Here is a 23,456-nt window from a genome sequence, read left to right as displayed (position 1 = left end):
GATCCGGGCGTTCAAAGGGAAAAACGTTGCCTTTTCATAGGTGTTTCACGATAATGCCTTCGCTGGACACAAATCTGGCACACTATTTTATTCCGGCCCGACCGCACCCATTTTCTTATCTCGCGTTCCGCCGACCTGCTCCGTGTACTTTCCATTGTCGCAATCGCACCTTTTTTCGGCGTCAACGCCCTGCGATGGAAACCGCTCGCGAAGCAATCAATTGAAGTTACCTGTTCCAGTTTTGCACCCTGCTTTAACACCCTTGCCCAGATCGTTTGCTGCACCGGCCCGCAGATCAGCCTGTTGATCCGCTCGTCCCAGCAAGTATTGGCTAACCGCTAGAAGGCTCCTCCATGGCTACCGTCCTGATTGACAAATTGCTGCAAGCTGCGGTGAAGCAGGGCGTCAGTGATATTCACATTGTCGTCGGGCAGCCCCCCGTCTTCCGTCTGCACGGCCGGATGCGAAAGCTGGATACGAAGTCGCTCGAAGCGGAAGACGCCGTGGGGCTGATGAAGAGCATCACGCCGGAGCGTTGCCAGCGAGAACTGCAAGAGACCGGCTCGACGGACTACGGGTTCGCGTTCGGCGAACTGGCTCGATTCCGGGTGTCGGTCTTCAAGCAACGTGGCTTCATCTCGATGGTGCTGCGGCAGATCCCCAACGACAAGCTCACGCCCGAGCAGCTCGGTTTGCCGGAATCTGTCGTCAAAATGGTGCACCGGCCGCGAGGTCTGTTCCTGGTCACCGGGCCAACCGGCTCGGGGAAGTCGACGACGCTGGCCAGTTTGATCAACCTGATCAACGAGACCGTCGACCACCACATCATCACGATCGAAGACCCGATCGAGTTCTATCACGATCACAAAGAATCGACGATCAACCAACGCGAAGTCGGGGTCGACGTGCCCAGCTTCTCCGAAGCGATTCGGCGAGCGTTGCGGCAGGACCCAGACGTGATCCTGGTTGGTGAGCTTCGTGACTTGGAAACGATCGAAGCGGCCATTAGTGCGGCGGAAACCGGTCACGTCGTGTTCGGCACCCTGCACACCAACAGTGCCCAGGGCACGGTCAACCGGATCATCGACGCGTTCCCCGGTAACCTGCAGGACCAAATTCGGACGCAGCTCGCCAGTACGCTGATCGGAGTGGTCGCCCAGTCGCTGTTGCCCAAAATTGGCGGCGGCCGTTGTGCGGCTTACGAAGTCCTGGTCGTGACCTCCGGGATCTCGAACCTGATCCGCGAAAACAAAACATTCCGTATCAACTCGTCCATGCAAACCGGTGCCAAGTTCGGCATGCAGTTGATGGACGATGCCCTGTTCCAGCACTGGAAGGCTGGCCGGGTGACGGTCGAAGACGTGCTCGCCAAATCGCACAACCCCGACGACTTGGCTCGCCGAATTGTTCAGGCCCGTAAAGGTATCGAGGAAGATGATTCCGGTGGGGAATAGAAGTGGCAAGGTCCACAGGGCGACCGTGATTCGATTTCACTGACCGTCCTGATGCCTGGTTTCACTTTTGATCTCATCCAATCGCATCCACAGTTAACCTTTTCTCCCTCTCTGCAGTACTACCAATGGCACAGCGTCGCATCGGACAGATCCTCGTCGACCTCGGTTTCCTAACCGATGATCAGCTTGAGATCGTGTTGGAAGAACAGGAACAACAACCCGGTGCACTCTTTGGCCGAGTGGCTGAAGGGATGCAGCTGATCACCGACGAACAGTTGATGCAGGCGCTCGCCGAGCAGATGGGGATGCAAACCGTTTCGCTCGAAGACGTCAAGATTCCTGCCGAAACGTTAGGCATGATCAGTGAAACGATGGCACAGCTCTACCGGTGCGTGCCGGTTCAGTTCGATGAAGCTTCCAACGTTCTGACCATCGCGACCTGCGATCCACAAAACCTGAACATCCAAGACGAGCTGCGAACGTTCCTGGGTTATGAAATCCAGGTCGTCGTAGCGACCGAACGAGACGTCAACACGACGATCACGAAACACTTCGACAGCGAAGCGGAGAGTGTTGAAAAGCTGGTTGCCGAACTGAACGACGACGAAGACCTGAAGGTCGCCGCGGCCAGCGTGCTGGACCAAGAAAAGTTCAACATCACCGACGCGGCCGCATTGGCCGACTCCGCACCGGTTCGCAAGTTGCTGAACATGGTGCTGTTGTTGGCGATTAAGGATCACGCATCGGACATCCACTTCGAACCGTTTGAAGATGAGTTCCGCATCCGGATTAAGTCCGAAGGCGTGCTGTACGAAATGGTCCCACCGCCACGTCACTTGGCCTTCGCGATCACGACGCGGATCAAGGTGATGGCCGACCTCGACATCGCCGAACGCCGGATGCCGCAAGACGGACGGATTGAATTGATGGTCGGGGGTCACCCGGTCGACCTTCGCGTCAGCGTGTTGCCAACGATCTTTGGTGAGTCCACGGTCATGCGGGTGCTCGACCGCTCGGTCGTGAACTTGTCGCTCGATAACGTGGGCATGAACGCGGTCACGATCGACAAGTTCCGCAAAGCGATCGACCGTCCCAACGGCATCGTCCTAGTGACCGGCCCCACCGGCTCGGGCAAAACGACCACGCTGTATTCGTCGCTATCGGAGATGAACGACATCACCGAAAAGCTGATCACGACCGAAGACCCGGTGGAATACGACATCGACGGGATCATTCAAATCCCCATCGATTCGGACGCGGGCGTGACTTTCGCCTCCTGCTTGCGGGCGATTTTGCGGCAGGACCCCGATACGATCCTGGTCGGTGAGATCCGTGACCTGGAAACGGCGGAGATCGCGATTCAGGCCGCACTGACGGGGCACTTGGTGTTCAGCACATTGCACACGAACGATTCGCCCAGCACGGTGACGCGGTTGACCGACATGGGCATCCAACCGTTCATGATCTGTGCGACGGTGGAAGCCATTTTGGCGCAACGTCTGGTGCGCCGGATCTGCACGAATTGCCGCGAAAAGACCCGCGTCAGTTCCGACATTTTGATGGAGTTGGGCTTGAAGCGAGAAGACGTCGACAAGCTCGAGTTCTTCAAAGGCACCGGTTGCGAGAAATGCAACAACACCGGCTACAAGGGCCGGATCGCCTTGTTTGAATTGATGCTGATGAACGACACGATCCGCGAAATGATCATGGCCGGCGACAGTACCGATGATTTGCGAGACAAGGCCCAAGCCGACGGCATGATCACGCTACGAGACTACGGCATGACCGTCGCCCAAGAAGGCATCACAACACTAGACGAAATCGTCCGAGAAACGGTGCATGAATAGGAGAGCAAGTGATGCAGTGGTTCAGGGCCACAGGGCCACAGGAAGACGAGGGCACTGAAGGATGGACGCAGGAATGGATTGTAGAGACGCAGGGATTGTAAAGACGCAGGGAGGATAGGGACACAGAAGCGTTGGTAGAGGATTGACACGATGACACAGACGAAGGCATTGGGATGGGGCAATCATTCGAGGACCTGGAGGTTTGGAAGCGTGGGTGCCGGTTGGCGGTCACGACTTACGAAGCTCTCGCGGAATCCAAGGACTGGAGCCTGCGTGACCAGATGCAACGGGCTGCCGTCAGTGTGCCGTCCAATATCGCCGAAGGATACGAACGAACGCCCAAAGACTTCATCCGTTTTTTAATCATTGCCAAAGGGTCTTGTGCCGAACTGAGGACCCAAACCTACATCGCCGAACGAATCAAAGTACTAACACAAGAACACGCTCGATCACTCATTGATGAGTCCCAACAACTCTCTCGGATGATCCAAGCCTTGATCAATAACCGCAAGCAAAACCTGACGACTTAACCTCTTTCTAAATTCGAAATCTCCTTATCCATTGAAACTGTGGCCCTGACTCCCTGTGGCCCTTTTTACTTGAGCGCAGCGAAATGCCAACCTATACCTTTGAAGCGATGAACGCGACCGGAGAAGAAATCCGGGACGAAATCGAAGCGTCGAACGAGGATGAAGCACAAACCACCATCCGGCAGATGGGTTACTTCGTCACGAAGATCGCGATCAAGAAACAGGCCGCGGGCGATGCCGCTGCCGGTGGCGGTAAGAAACGCCCCTTCGCTTTGGGTGGGGCCAAGACGAAACACATCTGCGCCTTCACTCGCCAACTTTCGATTCTGCAGGACGCGGGTTTGCCGATCTTGCGGTCGCTGCGGATTTTGGAACAGAACCAAAAGCCGGGTAAACTGAAGAACTCCTTGATGGACGTTTGCGAGGAAATCGAAGGGGGTGCGACGCTGTCCGAAGCGATGGCGAAGTGCCCCAAGGTCTTCAACCGCCTGTACGTCAACATGATCAAAGCCGGCGAGGCCGGTGGTGCGTTGGAAACGATTTTGAACCGGCTTGCCGACTTCCTGGAATCGGCCGAATCGCTCAAGCGGAAGGTCAAAGGGGCGTTGATCTATCCGGTCATCGTGGTCTTGGTCGCCGCGTTGATCCTGACGTTCATCATGATCTTCATCGTGCCCACGTTCGAAAAGATGTTCGATGACTTCGGGCTAACCCTGCCCGCGCCGACGCAATTGCTGATCGCGATGAGTAACTACGTTGCGGGTTATTGGTTCCTGCTGATCGCGATCCCGGTTTGCTTCATGATCATGGTGAAGCTGATGAAGAAATTCAAACAGGGCCGGATCGGGTTCGACATGTTCATCATCCGCGTGCCGATTTTTGGCGCGTTGATCGAGAAGAACATTCTCGCCCGGACCACGCGGACGCTCGGCACGCTGATCAGTTCCGGGGTTCCGATTATGGAAGCGTTGAACATCACCCGCGAAACGGCGGGCAACGCGATGTTCGAAAAACTGTATACCAAGGTTGCCGAAGCGATTCGCGAAGGGGAGGTCATGGCGACCCCGCTGCGTGAACACAGTGTGCTGGGCTTCCACCCGATGGCTGCCGTGTTCTGGGCCATGTTCGGATCGTTCCCCGGCATCATGGTCATGAGCGTCGCGCTGACCAGTAAGGGCAGCAAGCTGGACAAGGACGGCATGGTCGAAAACTTGACGTTCATGGCGTTGTACATGATCGGAGCCGGGATGGTGCTTTGCGTGCTGTTCTACCTGACCAAGATTCAAGGCCGCGTCGTCGATGACCTGGTCGTCAACATGGTCGACGTTGGTGAAGAGACCGGCGAGCTCGACACGATGCTTTACAAGGTCGCCGACACGTACGACGAAGAGGTCAGCATCATGACCGACAGTCTGACCGCGTTGATGGAGCCGTTGATGATCGTGTTCCTAGGGGTCGCGGTCGGGTTCATTGTGATCTCGCTGTTCATGCCCCTCGTGCAGCTCATCACCGGATTGACTTAGGCCGCCAGGCGGCGAGCGAGTAGCTGTTAGCGAATAGCGATTAGCCGCTAGCTCAAACCCGATCGGATCGCGGAGCGACCCGAGACAGATCAAGGAAGAAGCAAACACGAATCGAAAAAGCTAGAAGCTAGAAGCTAGAAGCTAATAGCTAATAGCTAAAAAAGAACCCGAGCGGCCTCAGTCGCACCACATCAACCTCCTCAAAGGCTTGTAGCCCATGACCATCTCGTCACTCTCATCGCCCGTCCCGCACCGTTCCTGTGGCCGTGTGTCCCTGTCGCGTTATTCGTCTCAGCGCCAGCGTCCCGGTTTCACCCTGGTCGAGATCATGGTCGTCATCTCCATCATCGGAGTCCTGATGGCGGTCCTCGTGCCTGCGGTCAATGGAGCTATTCGTCGAGCGAGAGTGGCGGCGATTAAGCTAGAGACCAATTCAATCGCCTCGGCAATTGACCAATACAACTTGAAGTACGGTGACTTTCCACCTGACTTCAGCGACAAGGCTGTGATTGATCGTCACTACCAAAAGTTGTTCTCGCGGATGACCACCGACGAATCAGGATTGTTGAATGCGATCGTGGGCACGGGGGCATCGTTTAATCCGACGATCATCGATCGTGCGGAGGCATTGGTTTGGTGCTTGGGTGGTTATAGCGAAGACATCCAACGACCTTTCACCGGCCCCGGCGGTCCATTGCAATGGGTCGGGAGCGGAACCTATGCGGCAGCATCTAGTGCGGACAAGCAAAACCCTGCCAACTATCAAATCAACGTCGATCGCATCAATAAGCTTTTCGATTTCGACTCGGCGCGATTGACGATCAACACCAGTGCGATCAATGAAGCGGCGGCTTTGAGCCCGACCAACCGATACCTTTCGTCAGACGATGGTGATTTGTTTCCCACTTATCAAGCTCGCGATAGCGGGGCCCCTTTCGTTTACTTCGATTCGCGAACTTACGCGATGCAAGACGCGACGCTTGGCATGAACGGTTATGGAGGTGCAGGTTTTGGGTTCATTCGACCATACATCTCTGGGCAGGTTCAGAACATCACAACGACTGCAAACTTCACGTCGATGGCCCAGGCGATTAGTTCTTGGCAATTTATGAACCCCGATACATATCAAGTTATCGCTGCAGGACTCGATGATAATTTCGGTGCTGCCAACGAATTTGATGCTGGAGAAGGTACGAATCGTCCTGCCTACTATCAATATCCCAGCGGGAATCTAATCGCTCCACGTTTGGATGTCGCTACGCCCGGGGCATTGGTTTTTGGCGGAGTTTCTAAGTATCAAGAAGGAAACTTGACGAGCAGCGCGGATCATTTCGCTCCAGACAACATTGCCAACTTCAGCGATGGCGCGATGGTTGATGACGTGCCGTAACGAAGTATTGAGCAACGTTGTTCTGTCACTCAACGCAATGCGTTGTCAGTTTTGATTTAGGTATTTCCATGGTTCCCCAAAAACAATCCGCCACGGGCTTTACGCTCGTCGAACTGCTGGTCGTGATGGTTGTCATTGGCATCATGAGCAGCATGGTCGCTATCGCTGTGCAGGGTGTCACCGCAAGTGCGCGTGCCTCTCGTACACGAACGATCATCGGAATGATCGATAGCGTCATTCAAGAGAAGTACGACTCGTACAAGTACCGTGCACTGCCGGTGGAAATCCCCGCTACTGATTTCGCCGGCAAGCTGACGGGAACCACCCTTTCTTTTGAAGTACTGGGTTCAGAGGCGGCTCGCGTCAGGCTCAACATGATCCGTGACTTGCAACGCATGGAAATGCCGGATCGTTTCGAAGACTTCGATGGCGTACCGTCAATAGTTTGGGGAGCCGCCAATCCGGTGATGCTTGATGCTAGCGACAATATTATTGGAACTCGCAATGCGAAGGCGTCTCGAGTGCCGTTTCAGATGTCATGGCATAAAGCTAACTCTCGTCCCTCTCTGGTCCAGAGCTATCGAACCCGATTGACTTCCACTGCGACGCTTGAATATCAAAGTGCCGAGTGCCTGTATTTAATCTTGGCGTCATCTTACTCCAGTGGGACGCCAGCAATCGATGCGATACCAACAAGCAACATCGGAGACATCGATGGCGACGGGATGTTTGAAATCTGGGATGCATGGGGCCAGCCGATTGGATTCATTCGTTGGCCAATTGGCTATGACGATCCAAATGGTGTCCTTGATGCCAATACTCCGGACGAGTTCGATCTCTTTCGGTCTGACTTCTACTACACCGTTCAAACTCCACCTGCTCCTTCGTCAACGTCGGTGCTTCCGGCAGTTGACGTCAACACTGGAACCCTTCACGCACCATGGGCACTGCGGCCGCTTGTGATTTCGGCGGGTGAAGATGGCGATTTTGGAATCGCCTTTAATCCCATTGATGACGCTGGCACTTCGTTAGCCGCGTTTTCCTACACGTCAGCTTCTTGGGAATGGCCTCGGGATGTCGACAACATGGGTGAGGAATGGCAAGGACGCGGGACGGCAAGCTACCAATGGTGTGACCCGTACCTACGTCGATTTATCCGCGATAACGACGTCGGCGTTTTGGATCGATCGAGTACGACATACGACACCGATACGGAGCGTCGCTTACCCGGTGAGGAACTCACGGGAAGACCCAACCTAGCTCTCGCTGACAACATTACTAACTTCTCCGTGCAGGTGGCCCAATGAGTGCTTTGATGCCATTTTCGCAGCGTTTGAAGGCGAAGAACGAATATGTGATAGCGTGGCGTTGTCATTCACGCGGTTTCACTTTGGTTGAGCTCCTTGTTGTTCTGACGGTTTTCTTGATCGTTACGGCGATCTCGTTGCCCACGTTTCGCTCGTTGATCAATGACCAAAAAGTAAGCCAGTCATCCCGTACGATTGCTGCTTACCTCAGTGAGGCTCGTAGTCGAGCTGTCGCGGAGGGGCGGTATGTGGGTGTTCGCATCGACCGGTTGAGTGACGATGCAACGGTTCCGTTTCGGGCAGCCGCGGGTGTTCGTTTGCGTCAATTGGTTGGTGTACCGCCTTATTCGGGTGAAGCGGCGGATGCAAAAGTGCGGTTTGATTACCCGACTGCGGGTGCAACAACCGCGGATCTTGAGTTCGTTGGTGTTGATAACCAGTTGTTGCGACTGTACACGGATTCGACATCCGCGTTATACGACAGTACGGCCGCTCCGATTAAGGATGGTGACCTCATCGAGTTTCCAGGTGGTCGTTATTTCCGATTGGATCTGACCGGTTATGTAAGTGCGACGGATACTGTGCAGGCACAGATTAGCTTGGATTCGCCGCTGACTGGCTCGAGTACGTTTCCTCTTTTTCATCAGCCTATTGATAACGCTGCGATGTCCTATCGGATTCATCGAGCACCGATCGTTTCGGCAAGTCAAAGCATTGTCTTTCCGAGGGGCATTGTGATTGATACGACCTACTCAGGGATCGGTGTTGATGGCAATCAGTTTGCCGCGTTGCCGCCGACTGCATCCAACCAACCGATTGATATCGTGTTCGGCCCCGACGGTCGGGTGGAGACGGTGTCGACGGATGCCATTGGGAATCGATCGATTCCCACCGGCCTGATCTTTTTGTGTGTAGGGGACAGTGATGGAGTGCAGCCTGGCACTCCGTTTAATGCGAGCCAGCGAACACCGGCAAACTTGATGAATCTCGATTCCGTGTGGATCGTGATCAATCCGGCCACTGGCCGCTCGGTCGTCTCGCCCAATGCGGCGGTAAGCAGTGCCACAATGCCGGCCGCCCTTCGCGAAGCGAGATCGCTGGCGATTCTCTCTGATACTTTGGATTCGAACCCATGATGATTAGCAATTCGCATTATCGACGAACAGCGGTCACTTTGGTTGAGGTCCTTTTCTCAATCGGTGTGATCATGATTGGGCTGCTGGGATTGCTCTCCGTGATGCCGCTCGCTGGACAACGAGCACAAGATTCGGTTTCCTTCAGCGTTGGCGCAGAAATGGCTGATTCCGTCGCTAAGGAAATCCAAATTCGTGGCTGGCTCAATGCCGGTAGCCTAGGCGACATGAACAATGCTCCGAAGTTTTCGATTGCATTTAACGAAGCTACTAACCAGATGTCGGCTGTTCCACTGGACCAGGTTCCCGTGGTCACGATGCCCCCGCAAGACCTCGTTAGTGGGATCTGTATCGATCCTCTGTACTGTTCAAACCAAGGTGGAGCTTACACTTCGTTTGAGAGCTATGACGATCGAGTATTTCCTTATTACGTGGCGAGCCATGACCCACTGCTAGACCCTTCCGACCCTGACTCTGACAATTGGCCGTCAGCAATACCTCGGCTTCGTCGGGTTGGCTTAATCGATCCAAGCACAAATACCACCCCTGCGACAACAATTCCTCTCTTGGTTGGTTTGGAAATCGCTCGGGAGCTGACTCAGAGCGCGAACGATCTTTTGGTTGTTCAATCTAAAACGGATCAGGCGGAGGCACCAACCTTGCCGGGCTTGGGGTCAGGGATCTTAGGCTATGGTCGACGAGTTCCAACCGGCGAATACAGTTGGATCGCGACACTCGTGCCAACGCAAAATAGCCAATATGCAAGTTTGTCGGTGGCGATTTTGCGGAATCGTAACACCAACATCGACTTTCCTTTAACGGCACCAACCCCTCCTGTTACTCCCGACATGAATGGGGTTAGTGAACGGGTCGCCTATGTGTCGTACGCTTCGGGGTTTTCCGGTGGAGCGGGCGGAGTCGTTCATTTGACCGCTTCAGCTACCTCGTCTGACGAGCTTGCTCCAAATGACTGGTTGATGTTGTCAAGGATTTTGCCCAGCGGCACTCAGGTACACCGTTGGTATCGAGTGGTTGCTATCGACGCAGAGCCAGAAGAACTGGTTGCGTTTAGCAATACGGAACTTGACTCAGGAGCGGCGGTGCTCCCCGCTCCCACCTCTGGTGTCGATCGGACGGAACGCCAACTATGGCGACGTCGAATTACGCTCGACGGACCGGATTGGGAATTCGGCTTCACGACCGGACAGGTTGCAGACGGGACCTGGGGTGACAACACGTATGCAACGATTGTTCAAGATGTGGTTTCCGTCACCGAGCGTCTGATTCCTTGGACGGACCTTTGACGCTCCACAAGACTCAACCGCAACTGCTCTTCACTCTTCTCTCAACTATTCTTGAAACGCGCGGACCACTGCTATGAATCGGTCGCCATCCAAAACGAAACGCGGGGTTATCTTGCTGGTCGTGCTCAGCATGCTGACATTCTTCAGCCTGTTGACCGCCGCCTACCTCGTCTTCAGTAATCAATCTCGACAAGCTTCGTTTGCGATCGCTTCTCGGAACATCAAACAGTCTCATCCGACAGCGTTGTTAGACGACGCTTTAATGACGTTGATTCGTGGCACAAGCGATCCTGCATCAGCTTTTTTTGGTGAGGATTTGCTAAGTGACTTCTATGGACGCTCCGATTACTCCCAGCTTGTAGTGGGAACGACAACACCTGCAACGATCCACAATAAATTCGTGATGCAAATCTCGGTAGAAGATGATCCTGCTGCGACCGGTGGCAAGACGCTTTCGACAGAGCTTGTCGACGATCTTTACACCGGACGCGTGATTACGTTCACGACGGGAAATTTAAGCGGTCGCTCTTACCGCGTTTTGCATTCTGTGTCGACGGCAGCTGGCTTTCATGATTTGATGTTTGAAGTGGATGCTGCTTTAGCGACATTCGTTCCTGTCGATGGCGACAAGATCTGGATGAACGGAGTTCCACGTAACGCGGCTGGAATTGGATTCGACGGATCGAACATCAATAACGATGCGTCAACATCCTTTGAATATGCGCCCGCTACTACAGCCAATGTCGGTTTCGATTTGCCGATGGCTTTGCAGCCAAACTTACTTGGCCCGAACCGCGATAAAAGCACGATTATTACGACACCAGGAAGTGATTTTGACGAAAGCTATGATGCCGCGGACTTCAATAATTGGTTCCTGAGTTATCGCGATTCCAATGGCGTGGTGATCCCTTCGTTTCACCGTCCATCGGTTATTAACTACATCCTTAATGAAACTACCGAGTGGGATACACCACCGACGGATGGGTACCAACATGTCGTTGCAAGTCTCGCCCGCGGTACATTTCGCCCGTTTCCGATTGCACAAAACCAACTGCGAACGACAGTAGCGCCAGCGGTTGTTAGTTCGGAAGTCATGCACGGTCGTTTCACTGGAGGAAATCCAAACTATGCATTGCGAGCACCGCTTCCTATGGCTGGCAGTGGGATGCCTGCAACCTACACCGCTGCTCGGGCGCGATTAAATCAACTCGCAAGTGCCTTAATTGAAGGTCCTTGGGACGTTGACAATGATTTCGACGGTATCGCTGACAGTATCTGGGTTGATTTAGGTTTGCCTTTCGTTACCTCACCCGAAGGTAAATTGCTCAAGCCCATGATTGCACCGATGATCCGAGACCTTTCCGGTCGGTTAAACGTCAATGCGCATGGCAATTACGCACTAATCAATCGTGGCGTCGGCATGAATGAAGTCGTCGCCGATTGGGCCGGCAGTGGCGCGTCGCAGTTTGCGTTTCGCGGATTGGGCTACGGTCCTGCAGAAATCAATATCCCCGGTACTGCGCCGTTGCTCTTCAACCTTTTGCGAGGACGCTATCAAGTTGGTTCGACCACAAGCGAACTCGTCCCCGGACGCGCCGGCATCGACGGTTTAGGCGTGTTGACGACCGGTTGGCGTCCAGGAGCCCTGGGTGGAGTGGATCTCTATGCAAACTCCATCGACCCTTACGGTAGAGGCGCCTTTGGGATCTCTGCAAGTGGCGCTATTGTGCCGGCCAACGATGGAGACACGACGGTCCTTTCGCCTGGTGATTTGGGTGAAGCGTTAGGCGATGATCCAGCGACGACAACCGTCACTGAGCCAATTACCAATGAGCTTGCTGATAACCCTTACGAGTCGGATCCTACGGGTCGCCTAAGTGGTGACCGTCGTTATACCGAGAGTGAGCTGGAAGCGATTATTCGTGTCAACGAATTTGACCGCGAGTTGCTGCCAACGCGTCTAACGAATGTGATCCAGCCTTTGGCTGCCACGGAGGCTGGGCTTGTTAATGCAACGACGACTCTAAGCGTGTCTGATGACTCCCCCAATGTTTCGTTTAACTTCGCATCTGCGTATGACGAATTGCGCTCCGCACTGGAGACGCTAGGCGGTTCGACACTGACCAATGCGCAACTAAACGATCTAGTTGCTCCAGAGCTGCGATTGGCTAAACGATTAAACCTAAACAGACGTCTTGGTAACGGCATCGACGACAACTCAAATGGCGTAGTTGATGAACCGCGTGAACTCAACGTGCCGGGTTACGATGATGATGGGAACAACGCCATCGATGACACTAGCGAAAACGTGGGGACTGAATCGGAAGCCTTTGCTTCTTATGAAGCCGATACCATTGATGCCGCGTTCGCTAGCGTAGTACCCGACTACGTTCGGGATGACTCTGATCCCGTTCCACCACGTCAATTGCTCGCAAGGCACTTGTACGTCTTGATGATGATGATCAGTGATGATCTCGACAACAATTTTCCTGGATATGGGGATACGCTTACGACTCCGGTACCTCCATCGAATCGAGAGGCATACCGAGCCCGACGTCTTGCTCAGTGGGCAGTCAACGTTGTTGATTACCGTGATCCTGACGCGATCATGACTCGATTCCCCTACGACCCTAATCCGTTTGATGGGTGGGCAGTCGCTGACGACATTGACGGTGATGGGGTGCTAGGAACAGATGAAATTTTTGGCACCAGTGCGACGCCACCAACGACGTTTAGCCCCGTCGTGTTCGGATGTGAGCAGCCGGAGCTACTGTTCACAGAGTCGTATGCAACACACGACGTCCGAGTGCGAGATACGGATCAGGATTCTAGCAACAAGGATAAAGCTGATACGACAGGCCCGGATGAGGACATGGACCAAGTTCGTATTCCTCAAGGTTCGCTGTTCCTGGAACTGTATTGTCCTCGTCGACGTGTTGCGACGCCAATTGCCGATCCCAACACCGCCGGTGTTCCCCGAGAGCTTTACGATGTTGATACATCTGGAACCAACATGTCGTATTCGCTCGACCTTGAGCGGACAATCACAACGTACTTCGATGGAACAAAATGGGGTGATACAACAACAACCGCTTCGGAAGTGCCGGTTTGGCGTATTGCGATTAGTGAGCCTCACTTCGACACGGGGACCCCAGCTAGAAACCCTGTGGGACAGGGGAACTCGCCAGAAGAGTTGCGTGTTACTCTGCCTGATACGCTTTCATTCCAGCCCGAGCTTGCAACCCCCAATGCGATGGACGAGCTTAACACGACCGCCGGCAACTTGGCGTTGAACCGATTCGTGTTCTTCAATGATTACGCAGCGTCAACGAATGTCGCCGATGCGATCGCACCGATTCCAGATATGACTCAGACTGCAGGAGTCTTTTTCAATTCGTCGGGGACGACAGCTTCATTGCTTCCGGAGCAATATTTGTGTCTCGCGCCGAGAGTGCAAACCAATTTTGGATCGCAGTCCTACACCGCAGCGGCGCCTACTGGGCCTAGTGAGCAAGGCTTTGCCATCGAGGGAGCAGCACCCTATCAGGGACTGATTCAGTACAACTCAGTTGGTGCTCGATTAACGCCTAATACGAATACGAACATTCAGCCGGGCCTTGCTCTGGCAATTTCTGGATTTGCGCCAACTGATTGGACGTCTGCGGGAACGACCGCACCTAATGGAATTGGCTTGAATGTTTCAGAGCCCTTGCCGTTGGCGGGGGCCTACTACGCCGAACCCACGGAACAATACACCACTGCAAACGCGAATTATCCATCAACCGATGCTTATGTTGAGCTGGATGCCACCGGTATCGCGGTCGCGGGATTGCCCCGCGACCAGCCTGAAGACATGCGGCTTAGCGGACCTATTCGTCAATTGACGGAAGCATTCGCTACCGATCCTGCAACTGTTGCCGATCCGATGTTGGGGACTGTTCCGAATTACCGGACTGCGTTCTTGCAACGTCTCGCAGACCCGACGCGAGGGTTTCATCCAACGCTGAATCCATATCGGACTGTTGATCAGGTTGCAGTTGACTTGACTGTGTTTAGTGGCGAAGACACCGCGACGAAAGTGAAAACGGTCGGTGGAGCTGGTTCCGCAACTACGGAAATCCCGTATATGACGGGAAGTCGTCAACGTGACGGAGTTGGTGTCAACGGCGCCGGGAACAATGTCCTCTATTCCTATAACACGACCACACCAGCAACCGTTGGTGCTACCGTGACCACAGGAACAGATTACTTTGATCTTAATACCGATCTCGATACGACGTTCAACTTCTTGAATGCCGGATTTGGAACTCCGTCAACGACTCCTTTCCGAGGTCGTCCGGTTATTCCATTCGCGATCCATCCTTGGCTCAATCGTCCCTATGCCACGCCTCACGAGTTGATGATGGTGCCGGCTTGTTCGGCCGGTCGGCTATTCGAAGAGTTTAGTGTCGTGGATGCGGCTTCCGATCCGACTCCGCCAATCTTCCCGGGGGCAAGCACCAACACGAACGATGTCGCCTACGCCGAAATCTTTCTGTCGCCGTTTCGGCACCTCTTGAATTTCTTCAATAGTGAAAACATTAAAGTCGGTGGGGCTGCCGAAGCAGGTGAGTTCAGCACTTTGTTTGATTACGTCGGTACGCCACCTCGGTTCCGCGGCGAGTCGATGCCGTTTCCTCCGACTGCGATCGCTGGTAGCCCGATGGCTCCGCTCTATTCCGCACCCTTCAATTTCATTGAAGACAATCGCCGGATTGGAAAGGTCAACCTAAATTCAATTGAAGAGTTCACCGTTTGGAAGGGATTGATGCAGGGGCACATGAATGCGGGTGAGTATTCAAGTGCCGCCGGTGTATCCGGCACCCAAGATCAGTTGTCGTACAACAATTTCCTTGAGTCGCGTCGAGGCTATGTTCCGCCCGGAACGAAAACAAATATTCTCGCTTCAGATGCATCAACCCCAGTTAACTACCTGCCTAACCAAGTCGATCCAAGGTATCCGACTCAGTTTGGTGGAGTGTTTAAACGAATGGGATCCGCAGGTCTCGCACCGCAGTTGCGAGACCTTTCGACCACAACAGACAACGAAACGGATCGACTTCGACGTCGCAATGTGAACGCCGGGTTGTTGCGTGGTGAGGGAGCGTTGGACCATCAAGAAGAGGGCGGTTCAGGCACCTCTCCAACTGAAGACGCCTTGTTCGTTCGCGCACCAAGTCAGAGCCCAGTGGTTTCTCATCCACCGACTTTGACCTCAGCCTATCAGGACCGCCATCGAAACGCGTTCTTGAAGTATCAAACGTTGATGCGAATGCCGAACCTGGTTTCGGATAACTCCCAAACATTCTTAGTACGAATGACTTTAGGTTTCTTCGAGGTTGATGCAACCAACACGAACAACTTGGGTGCGGAATACAACGAAGAGAAAGGCGAGAGCCGCCGCTATAACGCGATGTTTATCATCGATCGCTCGGTCCCCGTCGGATTCATCCCCGGGCAAAATGTCAACGCGAGAGACACCGTCGTGTTCGAGCGATACTTCCAATAATGACGCGGTAGCAGCCGTTACTCAGTTCGAGTTTAACCTCATGATTAGTTCAACTACTTATCCAACCACCGAGTCGAATTCTCGGTCGAAGATAGCCGGTCATCCGAAGCGGTCGTGTGTGTCCGTTAAGCGGTCACGCGCAACGGCCCATCGGCATCGTAGCAGTGGATTCACGCTCGTTGAAATGTTGGTCGCGATGGCGGTGACGTTGCTGATGATGGTGGCCGTTGCGAGGGCATTTGCATTCGTAGGGGCCCGGATTCGAGAAAGTCGCGGGAACGTACAGCTTTCCAATGAGTTACGTGATGTTTCGACGCGGCTAAATGATGAGCTAACGCGATGCACGGTTAGAATGACGCCGAATCTCAGTGGGCCGGATCAGGCTGGCTATTTCCTTTATGAAGAAGGGCCGGTTACGGACGCAACCTCCTCGTTATTCAGGAGTGTGCTGAACGCGGATGGAACTGTCGAAGTTCCAGATTCCCGTTACGGAGACTTCGATGACTATCTAGCGTTTACCGCTATTGCACCGGAAGGCAGCTGGTTTTCAGGCAAAGTGCCTCGGTTCATCTTGGATCGCAAATCAGCCGAGCTCACCGGAACGGCGTACAACACAACTAATTACCCCGGGAATCAGTGGGAGCCGGTGGTCATCCGGTCTCGCTATGCCGAAATCGTGTACTTCGCCAGCCCGGAGTATTACAACGTTTTGCCAAGTGCAGCGAACTATCTGAGTTACGTCGATGTCGACGGAAATACGGACCTGGGTAGTGGTTCCGCATCGGAAAATGGTTTACCTGATCGAATGAAAATTCATCGCCGTGTGTTGTTGATTCGGCCAGACTTGAACCTTTCCAACGGACAGTTGCCAATCGAGAACAGAACGGTTGGAAGTACAACGGTTCCGTTCATGCAACCGGATACTTGGCCGACTGCATCCACTGCAACCGTCGTGTCGTCTGCTACCACCGCCGATGCTTGGGCGTATGGAATGGCGGGAGTGCATCAGCAGTGTGACTTGTCACTTCGTCGGGTGTTGAACGCAAGTGGTAACCCTGTCGCTGCTGTTGCCGCCAACTCGCTTGCAGATTTGTCAAAACCTCATAATCGTTTCGCGCACGTTCGCATTCCCAATTCGGTGCTGACAGGATCCGGTGGGGCAGTGCCTAGTTCCATGCCAGTGCTTGCTCTGTCTGGGCCAGCGACGGTTCTGAACATGCAGCATGCAACCGCGGCGACACGAATTGCACCACCCATTGCGACGGCAGCACCAGTTGTGACCCCCAGTGCCTTGTGTGGTTTTTTACGACGAGAGTTTGTGCTTGGTGACGACAATACCCATTTGAGTCCGGGCACGTTTTGGGGGGCTGACCGCCGAGGCGAGGATGCCGTCATTAACAATGCAATGAGCTTTGACTTGAAGATCTACGATCCGAATGTCGCCCACTTTGCGACGACAACCGGATTGGTCGTTAGTCCCAATGACTCGGGATATCGTGAGACAATCATTCAGGCGATTTCGAGCTCAACGCCACCTGCACACTTTGGTGGATTCGTTGATCTTTGCTATCCCGTGCTAGCTGGCGGTTCTCTTCGAGGCTGGCAAGCTCGTCATCTGGACGGAACAAATACCACTACTGGCGCAGCCGTTCCCGGTACGAACTCCTACCTTGCGACCCCATTTTCAGGCGTGGTGTCGTTCGGAAACGCTTCGCAGTCCTACACTAACTCCCTTTATCGATCGGGGCGTTTGGTTACGACAAACGCCAATAACATCGCATTGTTCCAGCCAGCGTTCGATACCTACACATCCTGGTATGAGAAAGACGGTTTTCTTCAGCAACGGGCAAGCAATACAGCGGAAGGAACCTTGTGGACAACCACCACGGGAGCGACCGCTGACCTGGGAGCTGATGGCCTCGATGGCAATGGCATCTACGGCGGTGGAGCTGCTGCCATATCGGGAGAGTTCGGCGCGGATGATGTCGGTGAACGCGAAACGCTCCCGCCTTTCGTAGATACCCCAGAGGCTATCCAGGTTTCTATCCGCATGCAAAACCCAACTACCCGGCAGCTGCGGCAGGCGTCAGTGGTTCATCGGGATTGAGGGTAGAAGCTAGAAGCTGGTTTTTGTGCTTGGCAGGCTGAAGCCTGGACTCCAGCTTGGGTGGAGCGGGCTGAAGTGTGGACGCGAAGTTGCGCGCGGCAGGCTGAAGCCTGGACTCCAACGATTGTCCTGTGGCCCTGTGCTACTGTGCCCCTTTCACCCTCCTACGCATAGAGCTGGTACAGCATCACGTAGACGAGGACTCCGGTGACGGACACGTACATCCAGATCGGGAAGGCGAAACGGACGAGCTTTTTGTGGGCGACGATGCGGCCGTTCTTGGCCAAGTAGATCGCTCGCACGGCCAGAAACGGAACCGTGATCGCCAGGATGATGTGCGGGATCAGGATCGACAGATACGTGTACCGGGCGGAGTCCGAGGCGCCCTCGGGGAATTTCTTGTTCCACTCGCCGGTGGTCTGGTACAGCGATAGCTTGTGCAGCAGGTAGCACAGCAGGAACGCGGCACTGACGAAGAACGCGCGGACCATCAGCACCTTGTGCTTCTTGGCCCGTCCGTTCTTGATGTTCCAAAGGCCCATCGCCAATAGCACAGTAGCAGTGACGTTGAGAGCGGCGTTGAGGTGCGGCAAGTTGCCGGCCAGGAAGTCCCACATGTTGGGTTGGGGGTTGGAGGGGGAAAGGTTGTCAGGGCCACAGGGCCACAGTGAGTCGGGGGTGCAGTGAGTCGGGGGTGCAGTGGGTCGGGGGTGCAGTGGGTCGGGGGTGGATGTTTAGGGCAGCTGTGGGTCAGGAAGATTGGGCTGCAGGTTGGGGGATGATTCGTTGTTGGTGTTTGGTCGCTAGTGGCTTAGAGCTAACAGCTAATAGCTAATAGCTTGTTCGTAAAGACAGGCTGAAGCCTGGACTCCAACTGTGGCCCTGTGGTCCTGCGCCACTTTCTTCCTTCCTCTCCTACAGCGTCGGTAGGGATGCTTTGGGTGGGGCGGCGGCGGCTTGGGCGGCTAGGTTGCGGACCAGGGAGCGGACGACTTTTTCGAACGGGGCTCGGGCGCGGGCGTCTTGGTTGACGACCTCGGCAAGCTTGCCGGCATCACCGGCTTCACGCAACGTGATGTCGATCGGCAGTCCGCCCAAGTACGGCACCTTCAACTCCTCGGCTTTGTCGCGAGCACCGCCGCTGCCGAAGATGTCGTAGGTCTTGCCGCAATCAGGGCACTGGAAGCCGCTCATATTTTCAACCATTCCGGCGATCGGAATGTTGACCTTCTTGAACATGCTGATCGCTTTGATCGCGTCCAACAATGCGACCTCTTGCGGCGTGCACACGACGACCGCGCCGGTGATGGGGACGTTTTGAGAAAGGGTCAGCGCGACGTCGCCGGTGCCCGGCGGCATGTCGATGACCAGGTAATCCAGTTCGCCCCAATCAGTGTCCTTCAGGAATTGGGTGATCGATCCGTGCAGCATCGGTCCTCGCCAGATCACGGCTTGATCCGGTTCGACCAGGAAGCCCATCGACATGACAGGGATCTCGCCGGCCACGCCTTCGCGGGACAACCGAATTGGTTCGATCTTCTTGGCTTCGGAAATGGCAGGACGTCCGGTCAGCCCCAACAAGTGTGGGATACTGGGGCCGTACACGTCCGCGTCCATCAAGCCGACCTTGGCACCGAGGCGGCCGAGTGTCAGTGCGATCGACGCGGCCACGGTGCTCTTGCCGACGCCGCCTTTGCCACTGCCGACCAGGATCACGCTTTTGGCTCGCAGTCCAATTTGGCCCAACCGAGCGGGCGGGCGTTCATGGACGGGTGTTTCGACGTTGACGGTCTTGCCGGTCGCAATCGTCAGGACTTGATCGCGGATCGTGTCGGCGATCTCGTCAGCAATGACCTGGCAGTGCGAGGTGATGCCCACGACCACATCAACTTGGTCGCCGTTGACGGTCACGTCACGGAGTTGGCCGGTCGATCCGATCGGACGACCGGATTCCGGATCCGGGAATTGTGCGAGGCGATCACGGATCGATGCGGACAAAGGATCGGATGCAGACGTTTCGGACTCAGACATCAGTTAGGCAGTTTGGGAGGAGAGTGTTGCAGGGCCACTGTTTGGCAGGGCCGCAGGTTGGTGTTGGTGTCCAGGCTTTAGCCTGTTGGGAGTGGAACGGGCTACAGGTTAGCAGGGCCACAGGACGACAGGACGACAGGGGATATTGTTTGTTCAGGGAACAGGCTGAAGCCTGGATTCCAGCCGATTCCTATGGCCCTGAATCTCTTTGGCCCTTTTCCCTTCCTACTGATTCACCCGTTGCCGGACGACTTCGACGACTTCGTCGATCTTGATCCGTGTTTGTTCGAGCGTGTCTCGGTCGCGGATCGTGACCGTTTTGTCGGTCAGCGTGTCACCGTCGATCGTGATGCAGTACGGCGTGCCGGCTTCGTCTTGACGACGGTAGCGGCGACCGACGGCTCCCTTGGAATCGTAGAAGACGTTGAAGTGCTCTTTCAAGCTGCCATAAACCTCCTGGGCAACTTCGGGCATACCGTCTTTCTTGACCAGTGGAAAGACAGCCGCCTTGATCGGTGCGAGCCGCGGGTGCAGCTTCATCACGGTCCGCGTTTGCATTTTGCCTTTTTCGTCAGGGGCTTCGTCTTCGGTGAACGCTTCGCACAAGAACGCGAGCACGCCTCGGTCGGCGCCGGCGGATGGTTCGATCACGTGCGGCACGAACTTCTCGTTCGTTTCGTCATCGCGGTACGACAAGTCTTTGCCGCTGCCGCGATACTTCGGTTTGCCGTTTTCGTTCAGTTCGACCGTCATGGGGCTGGTCGACGGATCGAGTTTGCCTTCCATGTGCGATCGCAAGTCGAAGTCGCCGCGATGGGCGATGCCTTCGAGTTCGCCGTATTCGCCTTCGGGCAAGAACGGGAACGCGTATTCAATGTCGGCGGTACCGACGCTGTAGTGGGCCAATTCTTCGGTGTGGTGTTCCCGCATGATCAGGGCTTCGTCGGACAGGCCGAGCGATTTGTACCAGGCCAGACGGCGGTCACGCCAATAGCCGTACCAGGCTTGCGATTGATCGGGGTGACAGAAGAATTCAATTTCCATTTGCTCGAATTCACGCGAGCGGAACGTGAAGTTCCGGGGCGTGATCTCGTTGCGGAAGCTCTTACCGACCTGGCCGATACCGAACGGCACTTTGACTCGCGAGGAATCCAGGACGTTCTTGAAGTTAACGAAGATGCCTTGGGCGGTTTCTGGACGCAGGAACGTGGTGTCTTCTTCGCCGCCCAGTGCGCCCAGTGTGGTCTTGAACATCAGGTTGAATTCACGCGGTTCGGTCAGCGTGCCGAGCGACTTGGCGTCGGGACCGAGGACGTCGTCGTGGGAATCGAGTTTGTCCAGCGTGATCGATTCGTCGCCGACGGTCAGTTCGTCGGCGTTCTTGGGGCGAAGTTTGAAGTACTTCATCCCGCGGCGGCGAACCTCATCGGCTTCGTGTTCCGATTCGGCCATCGTGGTGACGAAGATTTTGATGTCTTTGTGTTCGACGAACCGGCCGCGAACCTGGTCGTGCCGGTATCGCTTCTTGGATTCGCGGCAATCGACCATGAAGTCGTGGAACAGGTCGTAGTGACCGCTGTTCTTCCAGACTTGAGGGTGCATCAGGATGGTGCAGTCCAAACCGACCATTTCGAACGGGCTGGGGGCGCCGGCGGGCGAAACGAGTTCGTTGTGGCCGGCGATCATGTCTCGCCACCAGGCATCTTTGACGTTGCGTTTGAGTTCAACGCCGAGGGGACCGTAGTCCCACAATCCTTGGACGCCGCCGTAAATTTCGCTGGATTGAAATAGGAATCCGCGCCGCTTGCACAGCGACACGATGGAGTCCATGGACTTCATAGGATTGGAGATTTGCGTGGGGGACGAAATGGTTTTGCCGCAGCGGCACCCCGCCGAGCGTCGGCGGACGCTTTATTGTCGGCGAAACGAGTTTTCACGCAATGAGAGGGAAGGAGGGGCTCACGGGGTGAGGGGCACAGGAGGTGAGGGCCACAGTTGAGCAGGGCCACAGGGCCACAATGGGGAATTGGGGGGTATGCTACAGGGCCCTCCGGGAGGGGGCGAGCGAAGCGAGGAGGAGGGCGGATCGCTAGCTTGTTGTTGTATTGGTGTGGATTCAGTGCTGAGCCCTCACCCTCGCATTCGCCTGAACGGCTTTGCTCGACCTCTCCCCGCTGCGCCGGGAGAGGTTGGGGGTGGAATTCGTTGCTAGAAGAACCCCTCCCTTTGGGAGGGGTCGAGCGAAGCGAGGGGGAGGGCGCGTCGCTGGCTTGCTGTTGTATTTGGTGGGGATTCAGTGCCAAGCCCTCACCCTCGCAGTCGCCTGGACGGCTTTGCTCGACCTCTCCCCGCTTCGCCGGGAGAGGTTTTTGCTGAGGAACAGGCTAAAGCCTGGACTCCAGCGGGTGGGGAAATGCAGCGGGGCCTGGGGTCCTGTTACCTGTGGCCCTTTCTCCTCGACGGCTGTCGCTCTCGTCGCCTACAGATTGCCGTCTTGCTCGAGTTGTTCTTTGTATTGGTCTCGTTCGCGGCGGGTGGCTTCGAGGTCGAAGATCAGGTACTTCATGTCCAATCGCAATTGCGACAGGGCTTCTTGGACCAGGTTCAGGATGCGACGACGGCGGGTGCTGCACTCGACCACTCGTGCCAACGCAGGTGCAACGGCGTCACGGTAGCGGGGTGGAAGTGCTTCGATGGCGGCAGCCATTTCTTGCAATTCGACTGGGGTTTCGTCGTTGAGCTTTGGTTGGTTGGCGGCGATCTTGGTCATATCAAAGCATCCAATGGAGAGAGGTCGAAGTGTGGGCGGTGGGCCAGTGAGGTCGGGTGATTCGCACTCGCTGGAGCATCGCCGTGTGGTGTAAACCACGGTGACTTGTATGAGAGCCTTCCATTGCATTCAGGATGCCACTTCGGTGTGGCATTGGTTCGGATTGTCGCTAAGTCGTTTCTGGCAAGCGGCTTAGGTGAATCCTGGCGTCGCGTTGCAAATTCGCAACGTGGTGTTCCGGCAACGTCAATTCGACCTGGAAATGGAACCCAAGGTTTGGTATCCCAAGGACTTACGTTCCATTCCGTACGTTTTGACGGCGACGGTGAAAAAAATCAACGACTCGTTGTCGATTCGCCTCAAGTGTTTCCGACGGCAGTGGATTGTTCCGCCGTGAAGGGCGCCGGTCAACGACTTCCAGCCCGTTCAAAGCATTTGGTGGACTTTGCCGACATGGCTGTACCGGGTAGCGAAACTGTGACACGACAAGCGACCAAGGCGAAGCGATCGGC

At 55.2% G+C, this 23,456-nt stretch carries 15 protein-coding genes; 11 read left to right on the top strand and 4 right to left on the bottom strand.

Going from position 1 to position 23,456, the window contains the following annotated elements; translation table 11 throughout:
- Positions 1 to 353: 353 nt before the first annotated feature.
- The 10 genes from ACR3ZL_RS07000 to ACR3ZL_RS06955 all read left to right on the top strand — a co-directional run bounded on the left by ACR3ZL_RS07000 (position 354) and on the right by ACR3ZL_RS06955 (position 18,143).
- Positions 354 to 1,454: a type IV pilus twitching motility protein PilT gene (locus ACR3ZL_RS07000; protein WP_473648594.1), complete on the top strand. Its 1,101-nt coding sequence runs from the start codon at positions 354 to 356 to the stop codon at positions 1,452 to 1,454.
- A 125-nt stretch (positions 1,455 to 1,579) separates the two neighbouring features.
- The gene (locus tag ACR3ZL_RS06995; protein ID WP_473648595.1) at positions 1,580 to 3,301 is read left to right on the top strand and encodes a GspE/PulE family protein; all 1,722 of its coding nucleotides are present in this window, start codon (positions 1,580 to 1,582) and stop codon (positions 3,299 to 3,301) included.
- A 173-nt stretch (positions 3,302 to 3,474) separates the two neighbouring features.
- Positions 3,475 to 3,831: a four helix bundle protein gene (locus ACR3ZL_RS06990; RefSeq protein WP_473648596.1), complete on the top strand. Its 357-nt coding sequence runs from the start codon at positions 3,475 to 3,477 to the stop codon at positions 3,829 to 3,831.
- 83 nt (positions 3,832 to 3,914) lie between these two features.
- Complete coding sequence (locus tag ACR3ZL_RS06985; protein WP_473648597.1) at positions 3,915 to 5,354, top strand: type II secretion system F family protein; 1,440 nt, start codon at positions 3,915 to 3,917, stop codon at positions 5,352 to 5,354.
- A 217-nt stretch (positions 5,355 to 5,571) separates the two neighbouring features.
- Positions 5,572 to 6,744 carry a type II secretion system protein gene (locus tag ACR3ZL_RS06980; protein ID WP_473648598.1) on the top strand — a complete coding sequence of 391 codons (1,173 nt, stop codon included), beginning with the start codon at positions 5,572 to 5,574 and terminating at the stop codon, positions 6,742 to 6,744.
- A gap of 68 nt (positions 6,745 to 6,812) precedes the next feature.
- Entirely contained in the window at positions 6,813 to 8,051 is a 1,239-nt protein-coding gene (locus ACR3ZL_RS06975; RefSeq protein ID WP_473648599.1) for a prepilin-type N-terminal cleavage/methylation domain-containing protein, read from the top strand.
- The gene (locus tag ACR3ZL_RS06970) at positions 8,048 to 9,187 is read left to right on the top strand and encodes a prepilin-type N-terminal cleavage/methylation domain-containing protein (protein WP_473648600.1); all 1,140 of its coding nucleotides are present in this window, start codon (positions 8,048 to 8,050) and stop codon (positions 9,185 to 9,187) included. The genes ACR3ZL_RS06975 and ACR3ZL_RS06970 overlap by 4 nt, the downstream gene beginning before the upstream one ends.
- The gene (locus ACR3ZL_RS06965; RefSeq protein ID WP_486173318.1) at positions 9,184 to 10,488 is read left to right on the top strand and encodes a type IV pilus modification PilV family protein; all 1,305 of its coding nucleotides are present in this window, start codon (positions 9,184 to 9,186) and stop codon (positions 10,486 to 10,488) included. The genes ACR3ZL_RS06970 and ACR3ZL_RS06965 overlap by 4 nt, the downstream gene beginning before the upstream one ends.
- A gap of 73 nt (positions 10,489 to 10,561) precedes the next feature.
- Positions 10,562 to 16,036, top strand: a complete 5,475-nt coding sequence (locus tag ACR3ZL_RS06960) for a hypothetical protein (RefSeq protein ID WP_473648602.1) — start codon at positions 10,562 to 10,564, stop codon at positions 16,034 to 16,036.
- Between the two features lie 40 nt (positions 16,037 to 16,076).
- On the top strand, positions 16,077 to 18,143 hold the full coding sequence (locus tag ACR3ZL_RS06955; protein WP_473648603.1) for a PulJ/GspJ family protein: 2,067 nt from the start codon (positions 16,077 to 16,079) through the stop codon (positions 18,141 to 18,143).
- 164 nt (positions 18,144 to 18,307) lie between these two features.
- Here ACR3ZL_RS06955 and ACR3ZL_RS06950 read toward each other — a convergent pair whose 3' ends face one another.
- The 4 genes from ACR3ZL_RS06950 to ACR3ZL_RS06935 form a co-directional block, all read right to left on the bottom strand.
- Positions 18,308 to 18,760: a DUF420 domain-containing protein gene (locus ACR3ZL_RS06950; RefSeq protein ID WP_473648604.1), complete on the bottom strand. Its 453-nt coding sequence runs from the start codon at positions 18,758 to 18,760 to the stop codon at positions 18,308 to 18,310.
- A gap of 298 nt (positions 18,761 to 19,058) precedes the next feature.
- Positions 19,059 to 20,174, bottom strand: a complete 1,116-nt coding sequence (locus ACR3ZL_RS06945) for an Mrp/NBP35 family ATP-binding protein (RefSeq protein ID WP_473648605.1) — start codon at positions 20,172 to 20,174, stop codon at positions 19,059 to 19,061.
- Positions 20,175 to 20,399: 225 nt separating this feature from the next.
- The gene (locus tag ACR3ZL_RS06940; protein WP_486173572.1) at positions 20,400 to 22,004 is read right to left on the bottom strand and encodes a glycine--tRNA ligase; all 1,605 of its coding nucleotides are present in this window, start codon (positions 22,002 to 22,004) and stop codon (positions 20,400 to 20,402) included.
- 649 nt (positions 22,005 to 22,653) lie between these two features.
- Positions 22,654 to 22,944, bottom strand: a complete 291-nt coding sequence (locus ACR3ZL_RS06935; RefSeq protein WP_473648606.1) for a transcriptional regulator — start codon at positions 22,942 to 22,944, stop codon at positions 22,654 to 22,656.
- Positions 22,945 to 23,140: 196 nt separating this feature from the next.
- Here ACR3ZL_RS06935 and ACR3ZL_RS06930 point away from each other — a divergent pair, with 196 nt between their 5' ends.
- Positions 23,141 to 23,341, top strand: coding sequence for a hypothetical protein (locus ACR3ZL_RS06930; protein ID WP_473648607.1), 201 nt, complete (start codon positions 23,141 to 23,143; stop codon positions 23,339 to 23,341).
- Positions 23,342 to 23,456: the final 115 nt, after the last annotated feature.

It is taken from the genome of Rhodopirellula sp. J20-39, assembly GCF_057365095.1.
Note: the sequence above shows the minus strand (reverse complement) of the source record. Positions and strands in the feature narration are given on the sequence as shown.